Annotated in this window: 25 protein-coding genes; 10 read left to right on the top strand and 15 right to left on the bottom strand. The window is 58.1% G+C overall.

What is annotated here, in order from left to right; translation table 11 throughout:
- Positions 1-73 precede the first annotated feature (73 nt).
- The 7 genes from ACNAZS_RS06605 to ACNAZS_RS06575 all read left to right on the top strand — a co-directional run bounded on the left by ACNAZS_RS06605 (position 74) and on the right by ACNAZS_RS06575 (position 9,536).
- Positions 74-1,552 (top strand): metal-dependent hydrolase family protein, encoded by a 1,479-nt coding sequence (locus tag ACNAZS_RS06605; RefSeq protein ID WP_415787457.1) that lies wholly within the window; start codon positions 74-76, stop codon positions 1,550-1,552.
- Positions 1,553-1,819: 267 nt separating this feature from the next.
- Positions 1,820-3,274, top strand: a complete 1,455-nt coding sequence (locus ACNAZS_RS06600; RefSeq protein WP_415787455.1) for a basic amino acid/polyamine antiporter — start codon at positions 1,820-1,822, stop codon at positions 3,272-3,274.
- Positions 3,275-3,367: 93 nt separating this feature from the next.
- Positions 3,368-5,734, top strand: coding sequence for an Orn/Lys/Arg family decarboxylase (locus ACNAZS_RS06595; RefSeq protein WP_415787453.1), 2,367 nt, complete (start codon positions 3,368-3,370; stop codon positions 5,732-5,734).
- A gap of 57 nt (positions 5,735-5,791) precedes the next feature.
- Complete coding sequence (locus ACNAZS_RS06590; protein ID WP_415787451.1) at positions 5,792-7,306, top strand: basic amino acid/polyamine antiporter; 1,515 nt, start codon at positions 5,792-5,794, stop codon at positions 7,304-7,306.
- 50 nt (positions 7,307-7,356) lie between these two features.
- A complete protein-coding gene (locus tag ACNAZS_RS06585; RefSeq protein ID WP_415787449.1) occupies positions 7,357-8,379 on the top strand; it encodes a FomA family porin-like outer membrane protein in 1,023 nt (340 codons plus the stop codon).
- A 552-nt stretch (positions 8,380-8,931) separates the two neighbouring features.
- Complete coding sequence (locus ACNAZS_RS06580) at positions 8,932-9,252, top strand: hypothetical protein (protein ID WP_415787447.1); 321 nt, start codon at positions 8,932-8,934, stop codon at positions 9,250-9,252.
- A 41-nt stretch (positions 9,253-9,293) separates the two neighbouring features.
- Positions 9,294-9,536: an SDR family oxidoreductase gene (locus tag ACNAZS_RS06575; protein ID WP_415787445.1), complete on the top strand. Its 243-nt coding sequence runs from the start codon at positions 9,294-9,296 to the stop codon at positions 9,534-9,536.
- Here ACNAZS_RS06575 and ACNAZS_RS06570 read toward each other — a convergent pair.
- Positions 9,520-10,029, bottom strand: a complete 510-nt coding sequence (locus ACNAZS_RS06570) for a DUF1993 domain-containing protein (protein WP_415787443.1) — start codon at positions 10,027-10,029, stop codon at positions 9,520-9,522. The genes ACNAZS_RS06575 and ACNAZS_RS06570 overlap by 17 nt on opposite strands.
- Before the next feature lie 212 nt (positions 10,030-10,241).
- Positions 10,242-12,074 (bottom strand): glutamine--fructose-6-phosphate transaminase (isomerizing), encoded by a 1,833-nt coding sequence (gene glmS / locus ACNAZS_RS06565; RefSeq protein WP_415787441.1) that lies wholly within the window; start codon positions 12,072-12,074, stop codon positions 10,242-10,244.
- 151 nt (positions 12,075-12,225) lie between these two features.
- Between glmS and ACNAZS_RS06560 the strand changes: the two genes are divergently transcribed.
- Positions 12,226-12,717 (top strand): Lrp/AsnC family transcriptional regulator, encoded by a 492-nt coding sequence (locus ACNAZS_RS06560; RefSeq protein ID WP_415787439.1) that lies wholly within the window; start codon positions 12,226-12,228, stop codon positions 12,715-12,717.
- An 11-nt stretch (positions 12,718-12,728) separates the two neighbouring features.
- Here ACNAZS_RS06560 and ACNAZS_RS06555 read toward each other — a convergent pair whose 3' ends face one another.
- The 4 genes from ACNAZS_RS06555 to ACNAZS_RS06540 form a co-directional block, all read right to left on the bottom strand.
- The gene (locus ACNAZS_RS06555) at positions 12,729-13,790 is read right to left on the bottom strand and encodes a glycosyltransferase family 4 protein (RefSeq protein ID WP_415787437.1); all 1,062 of its coding nucleotides are present in this window, start codon (positions 13,788-13,790) and stop codon (positions 12,729-12,731) included.
- Between the two features lie 57 nt (positions 13,791-13,847).
- Entirely contained in the window at positions 13,848-15,245 is a 1,398-nt protein-coding gene (locus ACNAZS_RS06550; RefSeq protein ID WP_415787435.1) for an MFS transporter, read from the bottom strand.
- Complete coding sequence (glmU, locus tag ACNAZS_RS06545) at positions 15,242-16,612, bottom strand: bifunctional UDP-N-acetylglucosamine diphosphorylase/glucosamine-1-phosphate N-acetyltransferase GlmU (protein WP_415787433.1); 1,371 nt, start codon at positions 16,610-16,612, stop codon at positions 15,242-15,244. Before glmU ends, ACNAZS_RS06550 begins: the two co-directional genes overlap by 4 nt.
- 70 nt (positions 16,613-16,682) lie before the next feature.
- Entirely contained in the window at positions 16,683-17,393 is a 711-nt protein-coding gene (locus ACNAZS_RS06540; RefSeq protein WP_415787431.1) for a PhaM family polyhydroxyalkanoate granule multifunctional regulatory protein, read from the bottom strand.
- Between the two features lie 214 nt (positions 17,394-17,607).
- Here ACNAZS_RS06540 and ACNAZS_RS06535 point away from each other — a divergent pair, with 214 nt between their 5' ends.
- A complete protein-coding gene (locus ACNAZS_RS06535; RefSeq protein WP_415787429.1) occupies positions 17,608-17,838 on the top strand; it encodes a DUF3717 domain-containing protein in 231 nt (76 codons plus the stop codon).
- Positions 17,839-17,844: 6 nt separating this feature from the next.
- Here ACNAZS_RS06535 and ACNAZS_RS06530 read toward each other — a convergent pair whose 3' ends face one another.
- From ACNAZS_RS06530 to ACNAZS_RS06510, 5 genes are read right to left on the bottom strand one after another with little or no spacing between them, the layout of a single operon-like run.
- Positions 17,845-18,450, bottom strand: a complete 606-nt coding sequence (locus ACNAZS_RS06530) for an SCO family protein (protein ID WP_415787427.1) — start codon at positions 18,448-18,450, stop codon at positions 17,845-17,847.
- A gap of 18 nt (positions 18,451-18,468) precedes the next feature.
- Positions 18,469-19,362 carry a heme o synthase gene (gene cyoE / locus ACNAZS_RS06525; protein ID WP_415787425.1) on the bottom strand — a complete coding sequence of 298 codons (894 nt, stop codon included), beginning with the start codon at positions 19,360-19,362 and terminating at the stop codon, positions 18,469-18,471.
- Positions 19,363-19,391: 29 nt separating this feature from the next.
- The gene (locus ACNAZS_RS06520; RefSeq protein WP_415787423.1) at positions 19,392-20,402 is read right to left on the bottom strand and encodes a COX15/CtaA family protein; all 1,011 of its coding nucleotides are present in this window, start codon (positions 20,400-20,402) and stop codon (positions 19,392-19,394) included.
- Between the two features lie 14 nt (positions 20,403-20,416).
- Positions 20,417-21,034 (bottom strand): SCO family protein, encoded by a 618-nt coding sequence (locus tag ACNAZS_RS06515; RefSeq protein ID WP_415787420.1) that lies wholly within the window; start codon positions 21,032-21,034, stop codon positions 20,417-20,419.
- Positions 21,035-21,060: 26 nt separating this feature from the next.
- Positions 21,061-21,822 (bottom strand): SURF1 family protein, encoded by a 762-nt coding sequence (locus tag ACNAZS_RS06510; protein WP_415787418.1) that lies wholly within the window; start codon positions 21,820-21,822, stop codon positions 21,061-21,063.
- Between the two features lie 34 nt (positions 21,823-21,856).
- Here ACNAZS_RS06510 and ACNAZS_RS06505 point away from each other — a divergent pair, with 34 nt between their 5' ends.
- A complete protein-coding gene (locus ACNAZS_RS06505) occupies positions 21,857-22,057 on the top strand; it encodes a twin transmembrane helix small protein (protein WP_415787416.1) in 201 nt (66 codons plus the stop codon).
- Between the two features lie 83 nt (positions 22,058-22,140).
- On the opposite strand, the gene ACNAZS_RS06500 is transcribed toward ACNAZS_RS06505, so the two are convergent.
- From ACNAZS_RS06500 to ctaD, 4 genes are read right to left on the bottom strand one after another with little or no spacing between them, the layout of a single operon-like run.
- Positions 22,141-23,016 (bottom strand): cytochrome c oxidase subunit 3, encoded by an 876-nt coding sequence (locus ACNAZS_RS06500; protein ID WP_415787414.1) that lies wholly within the window; start codon positions 23,014-23,016, stop codon positions 22,141-22,143.
- Between the two features lie 40 nt (positions 23,017-23,056).
- Complete coding sequence (locus ACNAZS_RS06495) at positions 23,057-23,281, bottom strand: DUF2970 domain-containing protein (RefSeq protein WP_415787412.1); 225 nt, start codon at positions 23,279-23,281, stop codon at positions 23,057-23,059.
- A gap of 8 nt (positions 23,282-23,289) precedes the next feature.
- Entirely contained in the window at positions 23,290-23,415 is a 126-nt protein-coding gene (locus ACNAZS_RS06490; RefSeq protein WP_415787410.1) for a cytochrome oxidase small assembly protein, read from the bottom strand.
- 19 nt (positions 23,416-23,434) lie between these two features.
- The gene (gene ctaD, locus ACNAZS_RS06485) at positions 23,435-25,054 is read right to left on the bottom strand and encodes a cytochrome c oxidase subunit I (protein ID WP_415787408.1); all 1,620 of its coding nucleotides are present in this window, start codon (positions 25,052-25,054) and stop codon (positions 23,435-23,437) included.
- Positions 25,055-25,115: the final 61 nt, after the last annotated feature.

Below are 25,115 nucleotides of genomic sequence, written 5' to 3'. Positions count from 1 at the left end.
TTTTCGTTGGACCGCATTAACGTCACAAGCGCAATGAGTATTTAGAAACGAGTGGCACTCTGGAGATATCGTCATGTTTGATGTGGAAGCCGAGTCCTTCAACCGCCTGCGTGTTGCCAATTGCGGCTGCCATAACCCGGCGGCTGCCCGTATCAATGCCTTGTATGCTGTTCACGAAGCGGCACTGGGGCCGATCCGTCCCGACGGCGGTCACGTGCAGACTACACCGAGGGGTGTGCCTCGCAGGGCAGCGCCGCACGCTGGCGATGCTGCCCTGCCGGGGGCCGAAAGCGCGCCACTGGCTTTCGTCAATGTACGTATCTTCAATGGCGTGTCGGATCAGTTGCTGACCGGCATGCGTGTGGTAGTTCAAGGCCGGCAGATCAAAGCAGTGGAACCGCAATCGTTGCCACTGCCCGAAGGTTGCCAGATGATTGACGGCAAGGGCGGTGTCCTGATGCCTGGCATGATCGATGCGCACTGGCATTCGATTCTGGCGCGGCCCAGCATGCTCATGGCTATGACTGCGGATTTCAACTATGTGCATACGATGGCCGTCGTGGAGGCGGGCGCGACGCTGATGCGCGGATTCACCACAGTGAGGGACATGGGCGGACCCGCCTTCGGTCTGAAGCGCGCCATCGACGAGGGTCTGACGCCGGGGCCACGCATTTATCCGTCTGGAGCGTTCTTAAGCCAGACCTCCGGCCATGGTGATTTCCGGATGCTGTCCGATTTGCCAAGATCGCCAGAGGCCGGTCTAAGCTATGCGGAAAAAGTCGGCGTCACCGCTATTTGCGACGGGACGGATCAAGTGCTGCTGCGTGCCCGCGAGCAGTTGATGCGGGGAGCGTCGCAACTGAAGTACATGGCGGGCGGCGGCGTGATGTCCTCGTATGACGGACTGGACGTCACCGAGGGGTCGCTGCAAGAGTTGAAGGCGGCAGTGACCGCGGCCGAGAATTGGGGCACATACGTCACCGTACACGCCTACACGTCGCGCGCGGTCGGCATGGCGCTGGATGCCGGGGTGCGCTGCATCGAGCACGGCCAATTGATTGACGAGGATACGGCACGTCGCATGGCGGACCAGGGCGTGTGGTGGAGCCTGCAGCCGTTCTTGGACGACGAAGATGCGGTGCCCACTCAATCGCCGGCGTCACGCCAGAAGCAACTGGCCATGGTGGCAGGCACTGACAGGGCGTATGAGATGGCGCAGCGCTTGAATATCAAGACAGCTTGGGGAACGGATACGCTGTTCGACGCCCGACTAGCCACGCGCCAGGGGGCCCAATTGGCGAAGATGAGTCGTTGGTATGGCGCGGCCGAGGTATTGCGGATGGCGACCAGCGTCAACGGTGAATTGTGCGCGATGGCCGGGCCGCGCAATCCTTACCCGGGCAAACTTGGGGTCGTGCAGAGCGGCGCAATGGCCGACCTATTGCTCGTCGATGGCAATCCACTGGAAGATCTTCAGTTGCTCACCCGGCCAGAGCAGAGTCTGCTCGTAATTATGAAAGACGGCAGGATCTGCAATCAATTCCAAGAATGAAGTGGGGTGGTGGCGTATATCTCGACATAATTTTACAAAAAGATACAATTATAAGATAGCCAAGTGGCAAGAAGCCTAGGACAGCTCGCCCTAACAATGCAATTTATTACTGAGCCCCACGGAGAAATATCAAAATATTAGCAACTTTATGTGCCTAAGCGAAATTTCTGGTATCTTGACCCTGTCGGCCATCGCATAGGGAATACGCCTATGCGATTTACGTCCACCGCTTACCACTGAAGCTCCAGAAGCAACTTATGAGAACTCATGAGCACTAAGCCCATCGACCAGAAACTCGGCCTTGTGGCGTTGGTTGCCATTGTTGTGAGTTCAATGATTGGTAGCGGCGTCGATAGCCTGCCTCAAAACATGGCCGAGACGTCGGCGTTCGGGCCTGTGGTCATTGCCTGGCTCATCAGCGGTTTTGGCATGTTTTTCATCGCCAAAACCTTTATGGTGCTTTCCGATCTTCGGCCAGATCTTCAGTCTGGCATTTACATGTACGCCAGAGAGGGCTTCGGTCCTCTCAGTGCGTTCGTCGTGGCATGGGGCTACTGGCTCATGACCATTTTCAGCAATGTGGCGTTTGCTGTAATGGTGATGGACACCCTCAATTACTTTATGCCGGGCGACTTCACCGGTGGCAACAATCTCCCTTCTATCGTTGGCGCTTCCATCCTGATCTGGGGCTTTCACGCCCTGGTGCTGGCCGGCACCAAGATGGCGGGCATGATCAATACCGTCGGTACTTTTGTGAAGCTCATTCCGCTGGTGGTGTTCGTCGGCGCAGTGACCTATTTTCTCGATTACGCCCAGCTCACCACCGATATCTGGGGGCACCATCCCACGACAGGCGCCAAGCCGCTAGGCTCTATTCTGTCGCAAACGCTCTCGCCCATGTATGTAGCCCTGTGGTGCTTCATAGGCGTCGAAGGCGCTGTTGCGCTGTCGGGACGGGCCCAAAACAAAAAGGATGTGGGTCGCGCGACGCTGATCGGCTTCATTCTGGGCCTGCTCATCTGTCTGATCGTGTCGGTGCTGCCCTTTGGCGTGCTATCGCAACAAACACTCAGCGTGATCCCCAACCCGTCCACCGCTGGCGTGATGAAGTCGCTCACCGGCAACTGGGGTGAATGGCTGATCAATATCGGGGTCCTGATTTCAATTCTCACCAGTTGGCTGGCATGGACCATGATCTGTGCCGAAATTCCACAGGTGGCGGGTCGCAACGGCACCTTCCCCAAGGTGTTTGCCACGGAGAATCAAAAGGGCTCTGCATCGACTGCACTATGGGTCAGCAGCGGGCTCATGCAATGCGTAGTGCTGATGGTGTATTTCTCGCACGACGCTTGGCTCACACTGCTGGGCATCTCGGCCATTTGCGTGCTGCCCGCCTATTTTGCGTCGGCCGCCTACCTAATCAAAACCTGCCTCAACGGTGAATACAAGCAGCACCAGTCTGCAGGACGTGGACTGGCGCTGTTCAGCAGCCTGGTGGGGGCTGGCTTCTGCCTGTTCATGCTGTACGCAAGCGACTTGCAGTACGTGGCGATGACCCCGCTGCTGCTTACCCTGGGCCTGCCTCTGTTCTTGTGGGCTCGCCGACAAGATCGTTCCTCCGACTCCATGCTGAACAAAGCCGAGCGCCTCGCGCTCCTGCTTCTGTTGGCCATCGATATTCTAGTAATCGCGCTCTATTTCATGGGACACATCAAACTGTAAACGGTCCGTTTTCAGTTTGATGATTTCCCGTAATCACTATCGCAGACCGGATGAGCCGGTCGACTTCTACTGAGAGCCATGGAGAGTCATGAAATGAAGTTCAATCACAATGCGTTGTTCGTGCTTTCTGATGCCTTGGTAGCTGGCATGCCTGCTTCCCAGGCCATACAGGCATTGGAGGCGGCGGTCGCCGAAAGAGGGTTTAACGTCCAGCTTGCCGCCAACCCCCAGGCGGGCCTGACCTATATACGGCAAAGCCCACATTACAGCTTCATTGCCATTTTGTGGGATAGCCGCAATCCTGCCATCGTCGGCGAGAGCGACGCACTTATCCAGAAGGTACGCGAGCGCAACGACTCGGTTCCCGTCTTCCTGCTTTCCGAGGACGAAACCGTCAATGGAATTCCGGTTTCCGTGCTGAAAGAGGTCAATGAGTACGTTTATTTGTACTCGGAGACCGCCGAATTCACCGCCAATCGGGTGTACACGGCGGTTCATCGCTACGCTGAGAAACTGCTTCCCCCCTATTTCAACACTCTCAAGAACTTTACCGAGGATGGCGACTACTACTGGGACTGTCCAGGACACATGGGCGGCATGGCCTACGTCAAGCACCCGGTCGGCATTGAGTTCATCAATTTCTTCGGCGAAAACATGATGCGCGCCGACATCGGCGTCGCCACCGCCGAAATGGGCGACTACCTGATTCACTCGGGACCACCCAAGCAATCCGAGGAAATCGCCGCTGAACTGTTTGGTTCCAAGTGGACGTTCTATGGCGTAGCGGGATCGTCGGGCTCCAATCGCGTGGTGGCGCAAGGCGCCATCGGTGCCAACGAGATTGCCGTGGTAGACCGCAACTGCCACAAATCCCTCAACCATGGGATCACGCTCGCGCAGGCTCGGCCGGTTTACCTGACGCCCAGCCGCAACGGCTATGGCTTGATAGGACCCATCCCCGCGCAGCGCCTGCAAAAAGACAGCATCCGCCAACTCATCCAGGCCAGTCCCCTCACTGCCGACGCGGTCAGCCCGGATCCCAGCTATGCGGTAGTCACCAACTGCACCTATGACGGCTTCATCTACAACGTCAATCAGGTGGTGGGCCAGCTTAGCGAGAGCGTGCCGCGCATTCACTTCGATGAAGCCTGGTACGCCTACGCCAAGTTCCATCCGCTCTACCGTGGCCGGTTTGCCATGGATGTCGACGACAACCTGCCCAACCGCCCCACACTATTCGCAGTGCACTCCACGCACAAGATGCTGCCGGCGCTTTCCATGGCCTCGATGATCCACGTCAAGCCCAGCGAGCGCGCGCCACTGGATTTTGACGACTTCAACGATTCGTTCATGATGCACGGCACCACGTCGCCGTTCTATCCCATCATTGCGTCCATCGACGTGGCCGTGGCGATGATGCAGGGCAAGGGCGGCTACTCGCTGGTGCAGGAATCCATCGAAGAAGCGATCGCCTTTCGCCAGGCCGTGGTGAACGTCAAGCAAGAGCTCGCCGAAGAAGACGGCGAGGCATCGTGGTTCTTCGACGTGCTGCAGCCCACCGAAGTCAAAGATCCCGCCACCGGCGAAACTCACGCCTTTCACAAGGCACCCATCGAGCTGCTGAGCCAGACCCCGGAGCTGTGGCGACTCAACGCCGGCGAAAGCTGGCACGGCTTTGCCGCGCAAGACATCGGCGAAGCCGACTGCATGCTCGACCCGGTGAAGGTGAGCATCACTTGCCCGGGCATCACGCCCGACGGCCAGCACCTGGCCCACGGCATCCCGGGCAGTATCGTCAGCAAGTTCCTCGATGATCGCCGCATCGAAGTTGCCCGCACCGGCGATTACACTTTACTCATTCTGTTCTCGGTGGGCGTCACCAAGGGCAAATGGGGCACGCTCATCGAGAGCCTGCTGGAGTTCAAAAAGCTTTACGACAATGGTACCAAGGCGACAGACGCCATTCCGTCGTTGTCGCCCAAGTATGCTTCGATGACGCTCAAGGCGTTGTGCCAACAGATGCACGACACCATGCAGGAGCTGGATCTGATGAAGCACAGCAGCGACGCCGTGAGATCCACGCCCGAGCCCGTGCTCACGCCCGCCGAGGCCTACCAAAAGGTAGTGCGCTATCAAACCGAGCGCGTCAAGGTTGCCGACTTTGCCAACAGGATCGCTGCCAGCATGCTGGTGCCCTATCCTCCCGGCATTCCTGTACTGATGCCGGGCGAGCGCCTGCCGGCCAACGATACCGGCATTACCGGCTATCTCGAAGCCCTGCAGGAGTTCGATAAGCGCTTCCCCGGATTCGAGCACGAGATCCAGGGCGTCAGCATCGACCAGAACGGCGACTACTGGGTCCGGGCCATCGTAGAAGAAGACAAGCAACCTCGGCCCACACCCAAGCACATCAGTTTCAAAAGCCCCCGCGTTTCTTCAATTAAGAAGGGACGGCAATAAAGCAAGTGGCCGCCCGGTGCCCGGGCGGCATTTCCTTCTTAAGCGCAAGGCAGAAAAATGACTGATACAACTCAAGTAAGTGCAAGCGCCGATGCCTCGTCGAGTGCGGGGTCGACCGGGGCGAAACTTGGCATGCTGGCTCTCGTAGCTATCGTAGTGGGCTCGATGCTGGGTGGCGGCGTCTACAGCCTGCCACAGAACACCGCGGCCACCTCGGCAATGGGGCCTGTCGTTATCGCCTGGATCATCGCCGGCATTGGCGTTTACTTCATTGCCAACGCCTTTCGCATGCTGTCCGACTTGCGGCCCGACCTGCAGGCCGGTGTGTACATGTACGCCCAAGAGGGGTTTGGCTCTTTTATTGGCTTTAACGTGGCATGGGGCTATTGGCTGATGACGTGCTTTGGCAACGTCGCCTTTGCCGTCATTCTCATGGATGCCTTCGACCAGATTTTTCCGGGCGTATTCACCAACGGCAATAATCTGAACTCCATTATTTGCGGCTCCATCTTGATCTGGGGCTACAACTATCTGGTGCTCTCCGGCACCAGGGTAGCCGGCTTCGTCAACACCATAGGCACTATCGCCAAGCTGGTGCCGCTCGTGCTGTTCGTGGTCATCCTGGGTTTATTGATCGACTACTCCCAGTTGCTCAGCAATGTGTGGGGCAGCTCACCTCAAGTGCTGACCGGCCCTGGAGATAAGGGCACGCCGGTTTCGCTGACGGCGCAGATCATGGCGCCCATGACCGTCACCCTGTGGGCCTTTATTGGTGTCGAAGGCGCCGTCGTGCTATCGGGTCGCGCCCGCAAGAGAAGCGACGTGGGCAAGGCCACCCTGCTGGGATTCATGGTCGCCCTGATCATTTATATCTTGCTCTCGGTCTTGCCTTTTGGCGCCATGACGCAGCTCAATCTCGCCCAAGTGGCTAACCCGTCCACCTCCGGCGTGCTGGAGCACGTAGTGGGATCGCCCTGGGGCAGCTGGCTGATGGATGCCGGGCTGATTGTTTCAGTGCTGGCTGGATGGCTGGCATGGACCATGCTCTGCGCCGAAATTCCCATGGCGGCCGGACAAAACGGAGCGTTTCCCAAGGCGTTTGCCCGAACCAACAAGAACGACGCAGCCAGCGTCTCGCTTTGGGTAAGCAGCGGCGTAATGCAGGCCGCCATGCTGTTGGTGTATTTCTCCAACAATGCCTGGAACACGATGTACAACATCAGCGCGCTGATGGTGGTACCCGCATACATCACCACCACGCTTTATATGGCCAAGCTTTGCCTCACCCACGAGTACAAGAAGTACTCGAACAAAGGCATGACGCTTGCGCTCATCAGCGGCATCATGGGCGTGCTTTTCTGCCTTTTCATCTTCTACGCCAGCGAACTCAACTACCTGGCCCTGGTCCCGATCCTTTTGACTTTCGGTCTGCCTGTATTCATCTGGTCGCGCAAAGAAAAGAAAGATGGCAAGCCGATCTTCGAAGGGCTAGAGAAACTCTACGTCGCCATCTTGCTGATAGCCGATATTGTCGTGATATGGATGTTGTATACCGGGAAGATCACCCTATAGGCCAGGCCGGCAACCAGGCACACGCAGCCACTTCACTCCGGCAAAAGTAAATGACACGTTGTTCTAAGGTATTGGGGATGGTCCTGCTGGCTTCGGGATCTGCGCAGGCCACGGAGTTCAGGCCCAATGGCAGCTTGGGCCTGACTCAAACCTTTTACGGTGATTCGGGAAACTACCAAACCGCCACCTCGCATCCGTCGCTGGTATTGAACTACCAGTTCTCCCCCAAGTGGAGCGTGGACCTCGAGTGGGATCGCACCTGGAACCTTTATTCGTACACCGGTGGCGCCAAGCAACAGAACAACGACTACAGCGAACCCTCAGGCACCCTGAACTACGCCTACGGCAACCTGGGCGCATCCAAGGTGAATTGGTCGTCATCACTCAAGGTAGAAACCCAGAGCAATTTCGACAATAGCAGCCAGGGCTATGTGATGGGACAGACAGTTTTCGACTTTTCCAAGTATCTGCCTTCCAATGAATACATCCAGCCGACCCAGTTTGCGCTCGCGCCTATGTATATCTATGGCACCAATGTCAGCGGTCCTTCGGGCACGGTAAATACTGCCGGGTTGGGTCTACTCACCAGTTGGGATCTGCCGGCGAATTTTTCCATTACCCTGAACGCCTATGTTTTCAAGGATTGGTACAGCGGCAGCTTCGCCATCAGCAACGACACTAGCACATACAAAAGCGCCACCTACTTCATGCTGTCAGCGTGGCTAGAGTATTCAAAGACCCTGCACCAGTTCAATGACCGAACATCGTTGGCCTTCAATTTTGCAGGAGGCCTCGACCCCTATGTCATGTCCAACCGTCGAGCGGCCTGGGATCCCTTCCTGGCAGGCGACGATATGTACCAGTGGCTCTCGCCCACAGTGATGGATGGCAACTACAAGGACGCGTATGACCTGTTTGCGCTGCCCCAGCTTAACCTTACCTACAACTTCAACAAAACATTCTCAGCCAATGTTTTTGTGCAGGTGAAATACTCCAATCAGCAATGGGGCAGCAACGAGAAAGACTGGCGCTTGCAGCCTCAAGCCGGTTTTGGTGTCGTCTACCGCTTTTAACGGTTTGAAGATGCAATTTTCCTGCATATACGTGACGTGGAGTTGTACTGGTAGTGACTTTATTGACGTATTAGCTGTGCCGTCACCCCGGACATGTACAACTAGGATGGCCTTTTACCGCTGCGTATTCTCGAGCGAGCGAAGCAAAGATTATTTACGGATAGGGTGTCTGAGTGGCTTTCAGACTGTCAGGGCCGCAATGTGTCTGATCGTGTGCGCCAATCGTACATGTGACGCCGGGCAAGTTTTCTAGATCTTTAGCCACTTGCTCTTCGCCGGTCGTACAGCCGGGTAGGATAACGAATGCAAGCGTGCAATAAAGCAGACATGAGATAGGTTTCATTGCTATTTCCTGCGGTGGGCGTATATAACCGAGTCGATTCTTGGGGCTAATCATCCCGCCACCATTGCAAGGGGCGGCGGGTAAATAGCGAGCGGTGTTGTTTTGCTTAGTGCGACGTCTTTGGCGTGCGCAGACGTACAGTGGTTGAAGTCCCACGCTCGCCAGTTTTTTTCGCGCCTGACATTATTTCATTAAATAAGGAGCACTACATGCTGAAAAAAAGCGTTCTTGCGTTGTATGCACTGGTCGCTGTCGGCACCGCCCATGCTGCCGGCCCGACGAGTGAACAAGTTAAGCAAGCACTGTACGATCGGTACGCGACCACTCAAGGTGCAGCCGATCTACAAAAAGCACTCGATAAGGAAGTAGCAATCGGCGCTTGTGAACCGACGGGCGAACAGTATCGCTGCGCAGTCGAAAACAAGGCCCTGGGCACCTCGAATCCTATGGTTTTTGCTTACGACGCAATGGTGGGGAAATGGAAGTTTGTGAAAGAAGAGAGCGCTAGCTCACAGAATCAAACTCGGTGAGACCCTGCTGGCATCCGACAATGCGTTGCGAGGTGCTGATCGTGGGCCGATCCCGCGACAAGCTCGATGCGGCGTGCGAGCGGCTGCGAGCGTTTGGCGCGCCCCGCTTGCATCCAGCGGATGTGACGAGCGAAGCGCAAGTGCAGCAGCTTTTTGAAGAATCAGGCCCGGTGGATCACCTGGTCTGCACCGCAACCACGCGCCGGCGCGACACCATGACATTGGCGCAATCTCGACTGATGAAGCGCACCACCTTTACACGGCTTTTTAATACGTACCCATGAAGTCACGCTTGCCGATCTCCACACCGTTGTGGCGCAGCAATGCATAAGCGGTGGTCACGTGAAAAAAGAATTGCGGCAGGCCGTACTGCAGTAGGTAAACACGACCCACAAGCGTCTTCTCTTTGGGCGTGCCGGGCCGCAGCACGATCTCGCGGCTTTCGCTCTGGACGAACTGCTCGGGCGTGACGCTGTCCAAATGGGCCAGCGCCTTGGTGATCAAGGCCTGCAATTCAGCGAAGGACGTTTCGGTTTCGGGCCACGAAGGCACCTCGATTCCGGCCAGACGCGCGCTCACACCCTTGCTGAAATCAACCGCGATCTGAACCTGGCGGACAAAGGGCAACATGTCGGGAAACAGGCGCGACTGGAGTAGCGCAACCGGCTCGATCTTTTTCTCGATCGCATGGGCTTCGGCTTTCTTGAGCACGTCGGACAGCGCCGTGAGCATTTGCTTGAAAACGGGGATGGATGCATCGTACATGGAGAGTGTCATGGCTACTTTCATAAAAGGAGAAAATGGCGCAATACCGCTACGCCGGGACTGAAAGATTAGCAGGCTTACGGTTTCATGTTTGATAACGCGCGTGGCTTACAAGCGCAAGAATGACGACAGCGTGATCAAGGTTCGCGAACGGTGCGGACCCCATACTCGCGCTTGCGTTAGCAGGTACCGTCTTCATAGATAGTCAAAAAACCTGACGCCCCCTACTCCACTGTCACGCTCTTAGCCAAGTTCCGCGGCTTGTCCACATCCGTGCCGCGCACGCATGCCGTGTGATAAGACAACAGTTGCAAGGGAATCGTGTGCAAGATCGGTGACAGCACGCCGTAATGTTCCGGCATCCGGATGACGTGCACGCCGTCGTCGCTAGCGATGCGGCTATCCGCATCCGCAAACACGTACAGTTCACCGCCACGCGCGCGGACTTCTTGCATGTTCGATTTCAGTTTTTCCAACAAGGCATCGCGCGGCGCGATGGTGACGACCGGCATCTGGTCCGTGACCAGCGCCAGGGGGCCGTGCTTGAGTTCTCCGGCGGGATAGGCCTCGGCGTGGATATAGCTGATTTCCTTCAGTTTGAGCGCACCTTCCAAAGCGATGGGGTAGTGCATACCTCGGCCCAAGAACAGGGCATTTTCTTTGGTAGCAAAGCGATCGGCCCACGCCATGATTTGCGGCTCGAGCGCCAGGACCGAACCGATGGCTGCGGGCAGGTGACGCAATGCTTTCAGGTGCTCGGCTTCTTGCTCAGGTGTCACCGTGCCACGGCCCTGGGCCAGCGCTAGCGTGAGCAGGAACAAGGCCGTCAATTGCGTCGTAAAGGCTTTGGTGGATGCCACACCAATTTCAACACCGGCGCGCGTGATGTACGACAGTTTGCATTCGCGCACCATGGCGCTGGTAGACACGTTGCAGATAGTCAGCGTGTTTTCCATGCCTAGCGACCGTGCGTGTTTCAACGCGGCCAGGGTGTCGGCGGTTTCACCGGACTGAGAAATGGTGACGACGAGCGAACGCGGGTTGGGTACGCTATCGCGGTAACGGTATTCGCTGGCGATTTCGACGGAAACAGGGATCTTGGCGATGGACTCGATCCAGTACTTTGCGGTCAAGCCGGCGTAGTAGCTGGTGCCGCAAGCCAGGATGAGCAATGAATCGATGTCCTTGAAAATCTTGTGTGCGCCGTCGCCAAACAGATCAGGCGTGATGGCCTCGATGTCTTGCAACGTGTCGCCCACGGCACGCGGCTGCTCGAAGATTTCCTTTTGCATGTAGTGGCGATAGGGGCCGAGCTCGGCGGCACCCGTATGCACTTGCACGTTGTGGACTTCGCGCTCGACGGGCTTGCCGTCGATGTCGGTAATCCAGACACGCGACAGTTGCAGATCGACGACGTCACCGTCTTCCAGATAGATGATCTGGTCCGTGGTGCCGGCCAACGCCAGAGCGTCAGAGGCAAGAAAGTTTTCGTTTTGGCCCACGCCCACTACTAGGGGCGACCCCTGGCGGGCACCAACCACGCGGTGCGGTTCGTCGCGGCAGAACACGGCAATCGCGTAGGCGCCTTGCAGGCGACGAACGGCTTGTTGCACAGCGTCGAACAGGTCACCGTTGTACAGGTGGTTAACCAAATGCGCGATGACTTCGGTGTCGGTCTGGCTCTCGAAGACGTAGCCGGAGGCTTGCAGCTCGGCGCGCAAGTCGTCGTGGTTTTCGATGATGCCGTTGTGCACGAGCGCGATACGGGGCTCGTCGTTACCCAGGTGCGAAAAATGCGGGTGGGCATTGTGCGTGGCGGGCACACCGTGAGTGGCCCACCGGGTATGGGCAATGCCAGTAAAGCCAGACAGCTTGTCTTGGGAAATCTGGTCGCCCAACTCGGCAACGCGCTGCGTGCTGCGCGTACGGCGCAACTGTCCATCCATGTACAGCGCCACGCCGCACGAGTCGTAGCCGCGATACTCCAGCCGCTTGAGACCTTCGACCAGGATGGGGGTGATGTCGCGCTGGGCGACGGCGCCAACAATGCCGCACATGAGGAGACCTCCGTTAATGTATCTATGAGGCGCATTGTGCTATGGATACGATGAAATTTGATTTCTTTATTTGGTTATATATGAAAATTTATTTTCTTACAGAATCGTGATTAAATATAATTCCATATTTGCCACTTAATATGAAATAAAAATGCGAGACAACAACGCGAATCCCGTAGATTTAGATGATTTGGATCGCCGCATCCTGAATCAGCTGCAGCACGACTGCGCGCTGACCAATCAGGAGCTGGCCGCGCGCGTGCATGCCTCGGCACCGACCTGCCTGCGACGCGTGCGACGATTAGTGGAGACGGGGGTAATCGCCCGGCAAGTGGCGATTCTGGCGCCGGAAAAGCTGGGCAGCAACCTGACCGCAATTGTGGAGATCACGCTGGATGTACAGGCTGCCGAAAAGTTGGAGGCGTTTGAGCGCAGTCTGGTAGACGAGCCCGCCGTATTGCAGTGCTATCGCGTGTCGACTGGGCCGGATTTTGTCGTGGTGGCTCAGGTGCGTGATATGCCTGCCTATCACGCACTGGTGCACCGGGCGTTTACGGCGCAAGCGAACGTGCGCAATGTTCGCACGTTTTTTTCCGTGCATCGAGCGAAGTTCGACACGCGAATCGAGGTGCCCGATGCCTAGCTAGGCAGGGTTTAGCGTGCGGTCAGCAAACGCTCGAACTGCGCCAGATATCGGCGTCCCATCTCTGTGACATCGTGTTCGGTGCGTACGTAGTCGTAGGCGCGCTGCGTGCAATCGGCACGGAATGCGACATCGTCCAAACAACGGATCATGCCTTGGGCCATGGCCTGAAAGTCCCCCACTGCGCACAACACGCCGCGTCCGTCGGCCAGGCTTTCTTTCAGGCCACCGGCATCGGTGGAGACAACGGGCACACGTTGCAAAAAGGCGTCCAGGACACTGCTGCCTAGAGCCTCCTCCATCGAACTCATGACAAAGACGTCAAAGATGCTGTAGTAGTCTTCGATTCCTTTGCGAAAGCCGGCAAATAGATAGACATCTTGTAATCCCAAGGCTTGAACTTCGGCGCGCGACTCGGCCTCGCGATCGCCGCCGGCGCCAAAGTGAACGAAAACAAAGTCACTGCGCGTGCGCGCAAGCTCGCCCACCGCGCGAATCAGAGTGACCGGATCTTTGTCGCGGATCAGGGCGGCGGAGGTGGCGAGAATTTTTTTGCCCTGCAATCCCAATTCGGCCACTAGGCCCTCGACGTTGCGGGTATCGACGGCGTGTGGCTCGACGGCGCTGCGGATGATGACAGGATCGATGCCCAGACGGCGTGGCTCTGATGCGGCCATTTCACTAATGGCCACAAAGCAGTCGACCCGCCGCCATTTGGCGCCTGTCTTCCATTCTTCGTTGGGCTTGACTTCGAATGAGGTACGCCGGGAGAACACGACAGGCCGTTTGTGCAGCGCCTTGGTCAGCACCGCCCAGGTGATAGTGTTGGCCGTCTGTGCATGAATAACGTCGAAATGGCGCCCTGCCCGGGCCAGGTAGGCCAACTGCCCCGGCACGTTGCGCACGCCGTGCGTGACGAAACCTTCTTCGATCGCGCGTGCCTCGAGGGGGCCACCCGAGCGACACAGGAGCTCGACAACGTGCCCCGCCGCACGGAAGGCGCGCATGCAATACAACGTTTGACGTTCGCCGCCACGCCAGCCTTTTTCGAAGTTGAGTTGCAGAATTTTCATGCGCAGCGCCTGAAGAGGTCATTCGCCGCATTATAGAGAGGCGTCGCAATGGCCACGCTACCCCGGTTTGCCTGTCGACACCTTCTTCACCCGTACGACATTGACCGCGATGGCCAGCGCGGCACAGAGTGTCGCCAGAAGCACGGCCACGACGGGTCCGTGCGTTCCAAGTCCAAAGGCAATGGCGACCAGCGCGGTACCGAAGCTTTGACCGAATACCCGGGTCGTCGCCTGCATACCGCCTGCCGCACCGCTACGTTGACGCGGTGCGGAGGAAAGCATGGCGCGATTATTGGGCGTTTGAAAAAATCCAAAGCCCATTCCGACGACACACATGGCCGTCATGATCCATACGTTGCTCACGTTAAGCGGCAGGAAGGCCAGCGTGGCAAGGCCAATCACCATGGCCGCTGCCCCTGAACCGCTGAGGACGGCGGCCGAATAACGGTCGGACAGCCGCCCGGCGACGGGCGCCACGATTGCTGTCCCCACGGGCCACGCCCCCATGAGCATGCCGATTTCCAGATAGGAACGTCCCAGTATCTGCTGAAAGTAAAACGGTAACGAGACGAATGAGGCCATTTGTGCCGCGAACGTGCACGCGGAAGCCGCAACCGCAAACGCCACGGGCCGAATACGCAACAGGTCCACTGGCACCAAGGGTGCGGGTAAATGGCGGACTCGACGCACCAGCAAATACCCCGCGCCGGCGGCCACTGCAATCATCAACAATCCATGCCAAATGCTTTGGCCCAGCACGTCAACGCCAGAAATGAATATGCCCAGCGTCAACATACACAGCAAGGCGCTCAACCAGTCGAGCTTTACGTTGGTACGCGGGACCTCGGGCAAATAACGCAGGCCAAACATGACGGCCACACAGAATGGCAGGTTGATGGCAAAGATCCAGCGCCAATGGGCGATCTCCAGGATGACCGAACCGATGCTCGGCCCAATCACCGACATGATGGCCACCGTGGTGGCATTCAAGCTGATCCCGCGCCCTAGCATCCGCAACGGATAGATGTTGCGCAGCAGGCCACCAAACATGCACATCAGCGAGGCAGCGCCAATCCCTTGTACCACCCGCGCGGCCGTCAATTGCCATAGAGAGGAAGAGAGGGCACCGCAAAGCGACGCGACGGTAAACAGGACCAACCCTATCGAAAACATGCGCCGAAAGCCGATACGTTCGGCCAGCGCGGACAACGGCAGCAGCAGCATCACCACCGACAGGTTGTAGGCGTTGACGACCCACACCGCTTGCGAGGGCTTGGCGTGCAGATCCGCAGCGATCGTGGGCAGGGCGATGTTGGCGATGCTCGTGTCCAGTACGGCAAGACTTATGCCAGTGAGCATCGTCGCGGCTGCCCAATACCGCCGGGGTACAGGCAAGCCGTCGGGGAGCGCCTGACTGGGGCCAGGCTCTGATGATGCCGGAGGAGCCACGCTCACGATTTTTTCTGGGGGCGCTGCCAACCCTCGATGGTGGTTTGACGGGCGCGCGAGATGGTCAACTGACCGGCTGGCGCATCACTCGTCAGTGTGGTTCCCGCACCCAACGTGGCACCGCGGCCCACGCGAACAGGGGCCACCAACTGCGTATCCGAGCCGATGAAAGCGTCGTCCTCGATAGTGGTGCGGAATTTATTCGCACCGTCATAATTGCAGGTAATCGCGCCAGCACCCACGTTGACCCGGGCGCCAATGTCGGCGTCACCGATGTAGGCCAAATGGTTGGCTTTGCTATCGACATCAAGCACGCTGTTTTTGATTTCCACGAAGTTGCCCACATGGGTGCGATCACCCAATTGCGCACCCGGACGCAGACGGGCGTACGGGCCGATACGCGCATCGCTGCCAATGACGGCCTGCTGGATATGACTGAACGCCTCAATCTGCGTCCCTGTGCCCACGGAAACGTCGCGCAGAACGCAGTGCGGCCCGACACGGACCCCATCGGCAAGCTCGACCTGACCTTCAAAAATGCAGCCAACATCGATAAACACATCGCGCCCGCAGGTCAGCGTGCCACGCACATCGAAACGTGCCGGATCCGCCAGCGTGACGCCGGCCTCAAGCAAGCGACGCGCCTGCTCCTGCTGCCAGCGGCGTTCCAGCTCGGCTTGCTGCACGCGGCTGTTAACACCCAGCGTTTCCCAACCGGCGTCGGGCTGTGCGGCACCGACGGACACCCCGTCGGCCACCGCCAATCCCACGATGTCGGTCAGGTAGTACTCGCCCTGTGCGTTGTTGTTGTCGATACGGCTCAACCAGTCTTTGAGCTGTGCCGTCGGCGCGGCCAGGATGCCGGTGTTGACTTCGCGAATGGCGCGCTCGGCCTCGCTGGCGTCCTTGTGCTCGACGATGCGGATCACGTGACCTTCGTCGTTACGAACGATGCGGCCATAACCGGTTGCGTCATCCAGCACTTCGGTCAACACCGCTGCCCCCTGCCCACGAGCCTCGAGCAGACGGCGCAGTGTCTCGGGTTGCACTAGCGGTACGTCTCCGTATAGCACCAGCGTCACGTCATCGTTACCGTCTTCTTGCAAGAGCGGAACGGCCTGCTGCACCGCGTGGCCGGTACCGTGCTGAGGTTGTTGCAACGCAAAGCTCAAGCCCTCGAAACCCTCGAAGGCCGCGCGGACGCGCTCGGCGCCATGACCCACGACGACAACGATACGACTGGGGTTCAACTGGCTGGCGCTATCGAGCACATGCGCGAGCATGGGTTTTCCCGCCAAGGAATGCAAGACTTTGGGAAGATCGGACTGCATACGTTTGCCCAATCCGGCAGCAAGAATAACGACGTTTAGCATAGCGATGAAAGTGTGATCGAAATGATAAGGGCGGCGGCCAGACAGCCTGCCGCACGATTGAACGGAAAATTCAGGACTTGGGTGCGGCTGGCGCACGTTTCGCCGCCGTCTTGCGCGGTGCCCGCTTGCGGGCCGCCGGCTGAGGGGCAGCCGTGGCTGCGGTTGCACCCTGGGCTGCGGCTTGCGTGGCGGCTTTCTGCATCGCAGCGGCATCCGGCATGCTGGATGCCGTGGCCGTCGCGATTTGGTTGAACTGTTGCTGCAACAGGCTCCACCACGCCTGCGAGGCCGATTGTGCCGCCTGGCTCACCTGATCTGCCATGTTGGCCGCATCGGCATCTGTCGATGCGCGGGCCTTGTCATCCGAGGCCGGGGCAGAGGCTTGGGCTGATGCCGCAGGTTGAGCCGGAGCAGCAGGTTTGAGCCCCAGCACCACCTCTAGCGGAGATGCATCTGCACCTTTGGCGGCGCCTGCCACAAACGAGCGCAGCGTAGTGATGGTGGAACGCTGCACCTCCATCCCCTGGATGGCGCTACTCAGCATGGACAGATTCATACGCAACCAGCTTTCCACAGTGCGCAGTTCGTTAATGCGGCGCTCGAGGTCGTCGAGATTCATCGGTGGCGCCATCGGCAGCGACTGTGCCAACCCGCCCGGACCCGCCAGGTCTGACCATGCTTTGCGCATCATTTCCATACTGGCCAGGAGCGGGTTGCCGGAAAGATCGCCATCCTGCCCTAAGCCGGGCAATACAAAGGGATTGTTTTTGGACGTAGACATGCAATCTCCAGGAGCCATGCTTAGCGCGGCAGCAGTTGATCATCCCGATGCGGGCATGATCGCCCAACGCGGGAACTGGGGTATTTAGATGATACCCCTATCAGGATTACGGCTGGGCGTAACGCGCCTACGCGCGGTATCGGCGTGTTGCGAACGTGACGCTTTGCAAGGCGCAACCTCTTGCCACAGCATCCGATTCTGGGACAATGACCGTATGGACAAGCCCATTTCTTTGCCCGAGCTGGAGCAGGTGATTAATTATTGGCGTACCCGCCAGCCCTCACAGGGGGAAGAGTCACGCCTGTGCGCCGAGGCTGCTGCCCTGGCGACGCCGTATGCCTTGATGATCATGAGTCATCGGCGCGAAATCACGCCAGCTGAGTTGCCGCCCGCCGCGCTGTCGGCTTATCAGGCCTGGCGCGCGGCCAGTGGCGGCACCGAGTGATTGCGCTTAACCAAGCAGCGCCTTGATGTCGTGCACCATGGCGTCGACGCCAATCGTGCTATTGGCCAGTACGCGCGACTCGCCCTTGCCGTCAAACAGATAAAACGCCGCCGTGTGATCCATTGTGTAGTTCGCGCCGTTGTCGGTCGGCACTTTGGCGTAATACGCCTTGAATGACGCCGCGGTCTTTTTGACCTGATCCGGCGTACCCGTCAGGCCTAGAAAGCGCGGGTCAAACGATGTCACGTATTGTTTGAGAATTTCAGGTGTATCCCGCTCAGGATCGACGGAAATCAGCAGTACCTGCACGCGGTCGGCGTCGGGACCGAGTTTCTCCATGACCTGCGACAGTTCGGCTAATGCGGTAGGGCAAACGTCGGGACACTGGGTAAAACCAAAAAAGGCCACCATGACTTTGCCTTCGAAATCTTGCAGCGTACGTGCCTCGCCATTGTGGTCATTCAATGCCAGTGCTTTACCCAACCCCGTGCCAGTGATGTCATTACCCTTGAAACTGGGGGCGGGGTCACTGCAGGCCGACAGGGCACCCGCCAATACCACTGCGGTCGCACCACGCAGCACGGCGCGACGCTGGGTAAAAAACACGGACATGAAACTGAATCTCCCGAATCAAATCAACAAGGTGACCCAATGGTCCACCAACAAGGCCAAGAACAGCAGCGACAGATACAAAATCGAATATCGGAACAGCCGGCGTGCCAGCGCGTCGCTATATTTTCGATAGAGTTGCCAGGCGTAGCCCACAAAAATAGCGCCCAATACCAGCGCACAGCTCAGGTACAACACCCCGCTCATGCGAATGATGTAGGGCAAGATCGTGGTGGTCAGCAACGCCACGCTGTAGAGCAAAATCTGTAGTTGTGTGTATTGCTGCCCGTGTGTGACCGGCAACATCGGCAGGCCAGACTTGACGTAGTCGTGCCTGCGATACAGGGCCAGCGCCCAGAAATGCGGCGGCGTCCAGATAAAGATGATCAGCACCAATAGCCACGCCTCAGCGGGCACGGTATCGGCAACGGCCGCCCAGCCCAGGGCCGGCGGCATGGCGCCCGACAAACCACCAATGACGATATTTTGCGGGGTACGCGGTTTAAGAATGATCGTGTAGATAACCGCGTAGCCCACAAAGGTGGCAAACGTCAGCCACATGGTCAGTGGATTGACGAGGTGATACAACACCAACATGCCAACCCCGCCGAGCAGGCCTGACAGGGCGATGACCTGAGTGGAGGAAATCGTGCCACGCGCCGTCGCACGGCGAGCGGTGCGCAACATGCGCGCATCGACTTCCTGTTCGATCAGGCAGTTCATGGCAAAGGCGGCGGCGGCCAAGAGCCAGATACCCAACGTGCCAAAAACGACACGATTGAGATCGGGTATCCCTGGCACAGCCAGGAACATGCCGATAAAGGCGCAGAACACGGCCAGTTGAGTCACGCGCGGTTTGGTCAGCACGAGATACTGGCGTATTAAGCCGGATTGAGGAGCGGCAAGACTGGACATAATGAGGTTATTTTAAACGCCAACGCAAATTATGCCGCCAAGGCGGGCCGGCCGGCGCTGGACAGTCGCACCAGCATGACAACGCAGGCGAGGGTCAGCCCGGCAGCTCCCCCATTATGTAACACAGCGATCAGCAACGGCCACTGGAAAAAAATCGTGGTCAACCCTGTGCCCAACTGCGCCGCCAATAGTACCAGCGTGAGGGTGGCCGGCCCTCTCAGGCCCGGCTCGGCCCGCAAACGCCAAGCGAGCAGGCCCAGATAAATCAACACAACAAACGCGAAATTGCGGTGCACCCAGTGAATCGCCGTCAGGGCGTGCTGGGAAATCATTTCGCCAGAGGGTAATTCCCCCAGCCCACGGATCACCGAGAACCCATTACTGAAATCCATGTCTGGCAGCCATTCGCCATGGCAGGTCGGAAAGTCCAGGCAGGCCAGCGCCGCGTAATTGGTGCTGACCCAACCGCCCAGGAAAACCTGCACGGCCAGCAGCACCACACCCCCGATCAGCCAAGGTCGCCAACGAATGGCGGCGGTAGGTAGGGGCGCGTGCGGACGCTCACGGGCAGACAGCCAGGTCATCAACGCCAGCAGCGACAACCCCAGTACCAAGTGCGAGGTCACGACGACAGGCATCAACTTATGTGTCACGGTCCAGGCGCCAAAGGCCCCCTGTATGCAGACGGCGATCAGCGTCACGATGGCCAAAGCCGGGGAGCGACCCAGTTCACGCCGATAGCGCCAAGCCATGTACACAATGGCAATGATCAACATGCCCAAGAAGGCTCCGACATAGCGATGGATCATTTCGATCCAGGCCTTCGAGAGCGTGACCGGTCCAAAAGGCATCGCCTGAGCCGCTTGATGGATATCGTTCATAGCGCCCAGAGGGGTGGCGTTGCCGTAGCAACCGGGCCAATCGGGGCACCCTAAACCGGAGTCCGTCAGGCGTACGAATGCGCCGAACATGATCAGGTCCAGCGTCAAAAACCAGGTAAAGAAAACCAGCTTGCGGTAGCGTTGTTTGATGTGTTGCATAGTAAAACCGGCAGTCAACCAATGCGCGAGTTGTAAACCAGCTTGCTGATGTCTTTACGCACTTTGACGCCATCGGCGTCAGGGGGAAACTGCAGCATGAGATTGCCCAACGGATCGATGATCCAAATGGGGTCCAGCAGATTCGCCGTGACATCGTCGGCCAGCAGGAAACGCGCCAATTGCTCGGGCTTGGCACGCACCATGACAGTGCCCTGGTAGGCCTGTAGTACCTTCTCGGGGACTTCGGCGTCGTCGGTAATAAACCAGACACGCGCCAGACGATCGACGTTCTTGCCCTGGCTGGCGTGCGAATTACGCGTGATAAAGAGCTTGCGAGCGCATGACTCCGGACAAGCTGCCTCACCCGCACTGAGCAGTAACCATTTGCCCGTCAAGCTTTGCAGATCAAAAGGCTTGCCGTCCAGGGTAGTCAATTGCAGCTCGCTCGCGTCGGGCATGGGACGCTGCGGCTCGATCAGCGACCCGTAATTGCTGGCACTGTCAGGCCACCATTGGGGGTTGTTATACAAGACAAACGCCGCCAGCACCGGGGCCAGGGTGAACAGAAACACCACAATCAGTGGCGTAAGCGAACGCTTTTTACGAGGGACGGTTGGAGTAACTTGAGCCACGAATACTTTCCTGTAAATCGTTGAGCCTAGGAGGGCTTGCGGCGACGTAGGGCACGCCAGGCCACCACCAGCCAGGCCACTGCGGCAATTGCGGCAAATGAAAACCATTGCAAGGCGTAACCCTGATTCTGGTTGTAATCCACCGATGGCTGAGGCCAATCGCGCACCAGTGTATCCTCACCGCGCGTTTGCATCAGCACGGTAGGCAGCAGCCTCAGGCCGGTGGATTGAGCGTAGGCGGTCAACGCCAGATTCTGGACTTGCGGCACGCTGCCATCGGCCATCGGTAGTGTCGTGGGCAACTGGCCTTGCGACTCGCCCCCCAACGACCAGACTTCAAACAGGCGCGGCACACGGTCAGTCAATTCGCCCACCACGGACAGCGCCCCCCCCGAGGTATCGGGCAGTTGCGGGCGTTGACCCGGCAAGGTCCGTGGCAACCAGCCCCGCAGCACCAACACCGCGTGGCGGCTCGCCGCATCCAGCAGCAAGGGCGTGGCCAGCCAATAGCCAGGCTTGCCCGCCTGATTGCGGTTATCCAGCAATACGCTGTATTGATTTAACCACTCACCCGTGGCCTGGGCGGGCCGCCAGGCAGTCAATTCGGCCGAAGGCGTCGTGGGCCTCAATGCTAAGGGCGGTTGCGCCCTGCCTGCTTCAATTGCGGCCTGGATTGCGCGGCGCTCGTCGGCGCGGCGCAGTTGCCAAGCCCCCAGCGAGGCTAATATGGCGACGGCCACGCCCAGCAGCACCAAAGCTGTCACGATTCGCCGGACTGAATGAGCCATGTCTGCAATAATTCCGTTTTACCCGGAGGCCAAAATGCGTATTTTTGTCGTCTTGGCATTCATCGGGATCTTGGCCAGCCTTGCCTCTGCGCTGATCTACCTGATGAAGGACAAGGGCACGACCAATCGAACCGTCAACGCGCTAACCGTGCGTATCGGACTATCTGTCGCCCTGTTTCTGTTCGTTCTACTCGCCCATCACCTGGGCTGGATAGAGAGTACAGGGTATCGTTAACGGCCGCAGGATATCTCGCCAGCGAGGTGGCCCCAGGCGTGCGAATGCCCCCTTTCGGGGGCATTCGTTATCTATGCCAGCGATCAGAACCAATATACAAACAGGTACAAGCCCAGCCAGACGACGTCGACAAAGTGCCAATACCAGGCTGCGCCCTCGAAGCCAAAGTGATGATCGGCGGTAAAGTGCCCGCGCAACAAACGAATCAGGATCACGGTCAGCATGGTCGCCCCCATGATGACGTGGAAGCCGTGGAACCCTGTCAACATGTAGAACAGCGAGCCATATACGCCCGAGTTGAACTTCAGGTTCAGTTCGGTAATGGCGTGGTGATATTCGTATGCCTGGCACGCCACGAAGACGAAACCCAGGATCACGGTGGCGGCCAGCCAGAATATGGTTTTGCGACGATGATTTTCACGCAAGGCATGGTGAGCAATCGTCAGTGTCACACCGGAGGTCAACAACAATGCCGTGTTGATGGTGGGCAACCAAAACGGGCCGACCGTCTGGAAATGCTCGACGACCCCTGCCGGACCAAAGTTAGGCCAAGCAGCCTGGAAGTCAGGCCATAGCATCAACTTGTGGTCCAGATCACCCAGCCACGGCGTGGTGATCGTCCGCACATACCAAAGGGCGCCAAAAAAGCCCGCAAAGAACATGACCTCGGAAAAAATGAACCAGCTCATGCCCCAGCGATACGACAGGTCGATGCGCTTGCTGTTCATTCCTGCCTCGGATTCCTGGATGGCATCGCCAAACCAGAAATACAAGACAGTAATCAAGCCGAGCACACCCGCCAGCACCAGCCATTTACCCCAGCTGACGTCATTGACCCAAGCTGCGGCACCGAGCCCCATCGCCAGCAGCGCCACCGCCGTGCGCACAGGATGAGCGGAATCCGCCGGTACGTAGTAGTACGGTGCTTCTTTTCCTTGAACCGAGTGGCTTGCACTCATGGTCTTCTCCCTGGTACTGATTTGTTGAAATGCTTGTTGCTTAGCTCAAACTCGCGACGGCCCAGCGCACGATCAAGACGAGCACCGACACAAAAATCACACCGGCCAGCACACCCGCCACGATCAGATGCACGGGGTTGAGTTTGCCTGCATCCTCTTCGTAACCCGCTGCCCGGCGCACACCGAACATTCCCCACAGCACCGCCTTCAGTGTTTGCAGGAAGTTCAGCTTGCGCTGCGATGCGTCCCGAATGTCGTGTGTCATCACTCCCTCTACTTGATGGCCGTGCCAGTCAGGATGGCCGAGCCGCGAAAGAATGTCCAGGCAAACAGGGCCAGCACCAATACCAGCAGAATCAGCCCGACAGTCTTGTTGCGACGGCGTTGTTCAGGAGTCATGACAGCGTACTCAATCGACTTACTTTACTTCTGGGGGCAATTCAAAGGTATGGAACGGCGCCGGCGAGGGCACAGTCCACTCCAGACCTTCGGCGCCTTCCCAGGGTTTGGCGGCAGCCACTTCACCCTTGCCACGATAGCAACGTAACATGGCGTACAGGAATATCAACTGTGACAGACCAAACCAAAAAGCGCCGATCGTTGCGATCTGGTGGAAAGTGGTGAACTGCGCGGCGTAGTCAACGTAACGACGCGGCATACCGGCCAAACCCAGAAAGTGCATGGGGAAGAACGTGACGTTGAACGAAATCAGTGTGGACCAGAAGTGGATCTTGCCCAGCTTTTCGTTGTACATGCGGCCCGTCCACTTGGGTACCCAGTAATAGGCACCGCCAAACAGCGCGAACAGCGAACCGGCCACCAGCACATAATGGAAGTGCGCGACCACGTAATACGTGTCGTGCACCTGAATGTCGATCGGGGCAATCGACAGGATCAGGCCGGTGAAGCCGCCCATGGTGAACACGAAAATGAAGCCGATCGCGAACAGCATGGGGGTTTCAAACGTCATCGAGCCGCGCCACATGGTGGCGATCCAGTTGAAGACTTTTACGCCCGTCGGGATGGAGATCAGCATCGTGGCGTACATGAAGTACAACTGGCCGGTGACAGGCATCCCGGTAGTGAACATGTGGTGCGCCCATACGATGAACGACAGCACCGCAATCGCCGACGTGGCGTAAACCATGGAGGCATAGCCGAACAGTTTCTTGCGCGCAAACGCCGGCACGATGGCAGACACGATGCCAAACGCCGGCAAAATCATGATGTAGACCTCGGGATGCCCGAAGAACCAGAACACGTGTTGATACAGCACGGGGTCGCCACCGGCGGCGGCATTGAAAAAGCCGGTGCCGAAATGGCGGTCAGTCAGCACCATGGTAATGGCGGCGGCCAGCACCGGCATCACGGCGATCAGCAAGAAAGCCGTGATCAGCCAGGTCCAGCAGAACATCGGCATTTTCATCAGCGTCATGCCAGGCGCGCGCATGTTCAGGATGGTGACGATAACGTTGATCGCACCCATGATGGACGACGCGCCCATGATGTGCACCGCAAAGATGGCCAGGTCCATGCCCGGACCCATTTGGGTCGAAAGCGGCGCATAGAGGGTCCAGCCAGCAGCCGTGGCGCCACCCGGTACAAAAAACGAGGCAGTCAGCATGATCGCAGCCACCGGCAACAACCAGAAACTGAAGTTGTTCATCCGGGCAAAAGCCATGTCGGATGCGCCGATCTGCAACGGAATCATCCAGTTCGCAAAGCCGACGAACGAAGGCATGATGGCGCCGAACACCATGATCAAGCCATGCATGGTGGTGAACTGGTTGAACAGTTCAGGCTGGAAGAACTGTATACCGGGCTCGAACAACTCGGTGCGCAACAGCAGGGCGAGCGTGCCACCCTCGAGCAGCATGACGAACGAGAAGATGAGATACATCGTCCCGATGTCTTTGTGGTTGGTGGCAAATAGCCAACGGCGCCAGCCCGTAGGTATAGCGTGGTGATGTTCATCGTGGCCATGGTCGTGGCCGTGGCCGTGGCCGGGCGACACGTGATCGACTGTGACGCTGCTCATGATCGACTCCTTCCTGCTGTATGCCGAACTCTGTTCAAGAGGCCGGCAGATGTCTCGTAAC

The organism is Bordetella tumulicola, assembly GCF_965138755.1.
Taxonomy (GTDB): domain Bacteria; phylum Pseudomonadota; class Gammaproteobacteria; order Burkholderiales; family Burkholderiaceae_B; genus Bordetella_A; species Bordetella_A tumulicola.
This window is presented reverse-complemented; position numbering and strand designations above follow the sequence as displayed.

Bases quoted from the DNA above. Each gene is read 5' to 3' on its own strand.
- ACNAZS_RS06605 (WP_415787457.1), top strand. From the start codon at position 74: ATGTTTGATGTGGAAGCCGAGTCCTTCAACCGCCTGCGTGTTGCCAAT.
- ACNAZS_RS06600 (WP_415787455.1), top strand. From the start codon at position 1,820: ATGAGCACTAAGCCCATCGACCAGAAACTCGGCCTTGTGGCGTTGGTT.
- ACNAZS_RS06595 (WP_415787453.1), top strand. From the start codon at position 3,368: ATGAAGTTCAATCACAATGCGTTGTTCGTGCTTTCTGATGCCTTGGTA.
- ACNAZS_RS06590 (WP_415787451.1), top strand. From the start codon at position 5,792: ATGACTGATACAACTCAAGTAAGTGCAAGCGCCGATGCCTCGTCGAGT.
- ACNAZS_RS06585 (WP_415787449.1), top strand. From the start codon at position 7,357: ATGACACGTTGTTCTAAGGTATTGGGGATGGTCCTGCTGGCTTCGGGA.
- ACNAZS_RS06580 (WP_415787447.1), top strand. From the start codon at position 8,932: ATGCTGAAAAAAAGCGTTCTTGCGTTGTATGCACTGGTCGCTGTCGGC.
- ACNAZS_RS06570 (WP_415787443.1), bottom strand. From the start codon at position 10,029: ATGACACTCTCCATGTACGATGCATCCATCCCCGTTTTCAAGCAAATG.
- glmS (WP_415787441.1), bottom strand. From the start codon at position 12,074: ATGTGCGGCATTGTTGGCGCCGTCGCCCAGCGCGACATCACCCCCATC.
- ACNAZS_RS06560 (WP_415787439.1), top strand. From the start codon at position 12,226: ATGCGAGACAACAACGCGAATCCCGTAGATTTAGATGATTTGGATCGC.
- ACNAZS_RS06555 (WP_415787437.1), bottom strand. From the start codon at position 13,790: ATGAAAATTCTGCAACTCAACTTCGAAAAAGGCTGGCGTGGCGGCGAA.
- glmU (WP_415787433.1), bottom strand. From the start codon at position 16,612: ATGCTAAACGTCGTTATTCTTGCTGCCGGATTGGGCAAACGTATGCAG.
- ACNAZS_RS06540 (WP_415787431.1), bottom strand. From the start codon at position 17,393: ATGTCTACGTCCAAAAACAATCCCTTTGTATTGCCCGGCTTAGGGCAG.
- ACNAZS_RS06535 (WP_415787429.1), top strand. From the start codon at position 17,608: ATGGACAAGCCCATTTCTTTGCCCGAGCTGGAGCAGGTGATTAATTAT.
- ACNAZS_RS06530 (WP_415787427.1), bottom strand. From the start codon at position 18,450: ATGTCCGTGTTTTTTACCCAGCGTCGCGCCGTGCTGCGTGGTGCGACC.
- cyoE (WP_415787425.1), bottom strand. From the start codon at position 19,362: ATGTCCAGTCTTGCCGCTCCTCAATCCGGCTTAATACGCCAGTATCTC.
- ACNAZS_RS06520 (WP_415787423.1), bottom strand. From the start codon at position 20,402: ATGCAACACATCAAACAACGCTACCGCAAGCTGGTTTTCTTTACCTGG.
- ACNAZS_RS06510 (WP_415787418.1), bottom strand. From the start codon at position 21,822: ATGGCTCATTCAGTCCGGCGAATCGTGACAGCTTTGGTGCTGCTGGGC.
- ACNAZS_RS06505 (WP_415787416.1), top strand. From the start codon at position 21,857: ATGCGTATTTTTGTCGTCTTGGCATTCATCGGGATCTTGGCCAGCCTT.
- ACNAZS_RS06500 (WP_415787414.1), bottom strand. From the start codon at position 23,016: ATGAGTGCAAGCCACTCGGTTCAAGGAAAAGAAGCACCGTACTACTAC.
- ACNAZS_RS06495 (WP_415787412.1), bottom strand. From the start codon at position 23,281: ATGACACACGACATTCGGGACGCATCGCAGCGCAAGCTGAACTTCCTG.
- ACNAZS_RS06490 (WP_415787410.1), bottom strand. From the start codon at position 23,415: ATGACTCCTGAACAACGCCGTCGCAACAAGACTGTCGGGCTGATTCTG.
- ctaD (WP_415787408.1), bottom strand. From the start codon at position 25,054: ATGAGCAGCGTCACAGTCGATCACGTGTCGCCCGGCCACGGCCACGGC.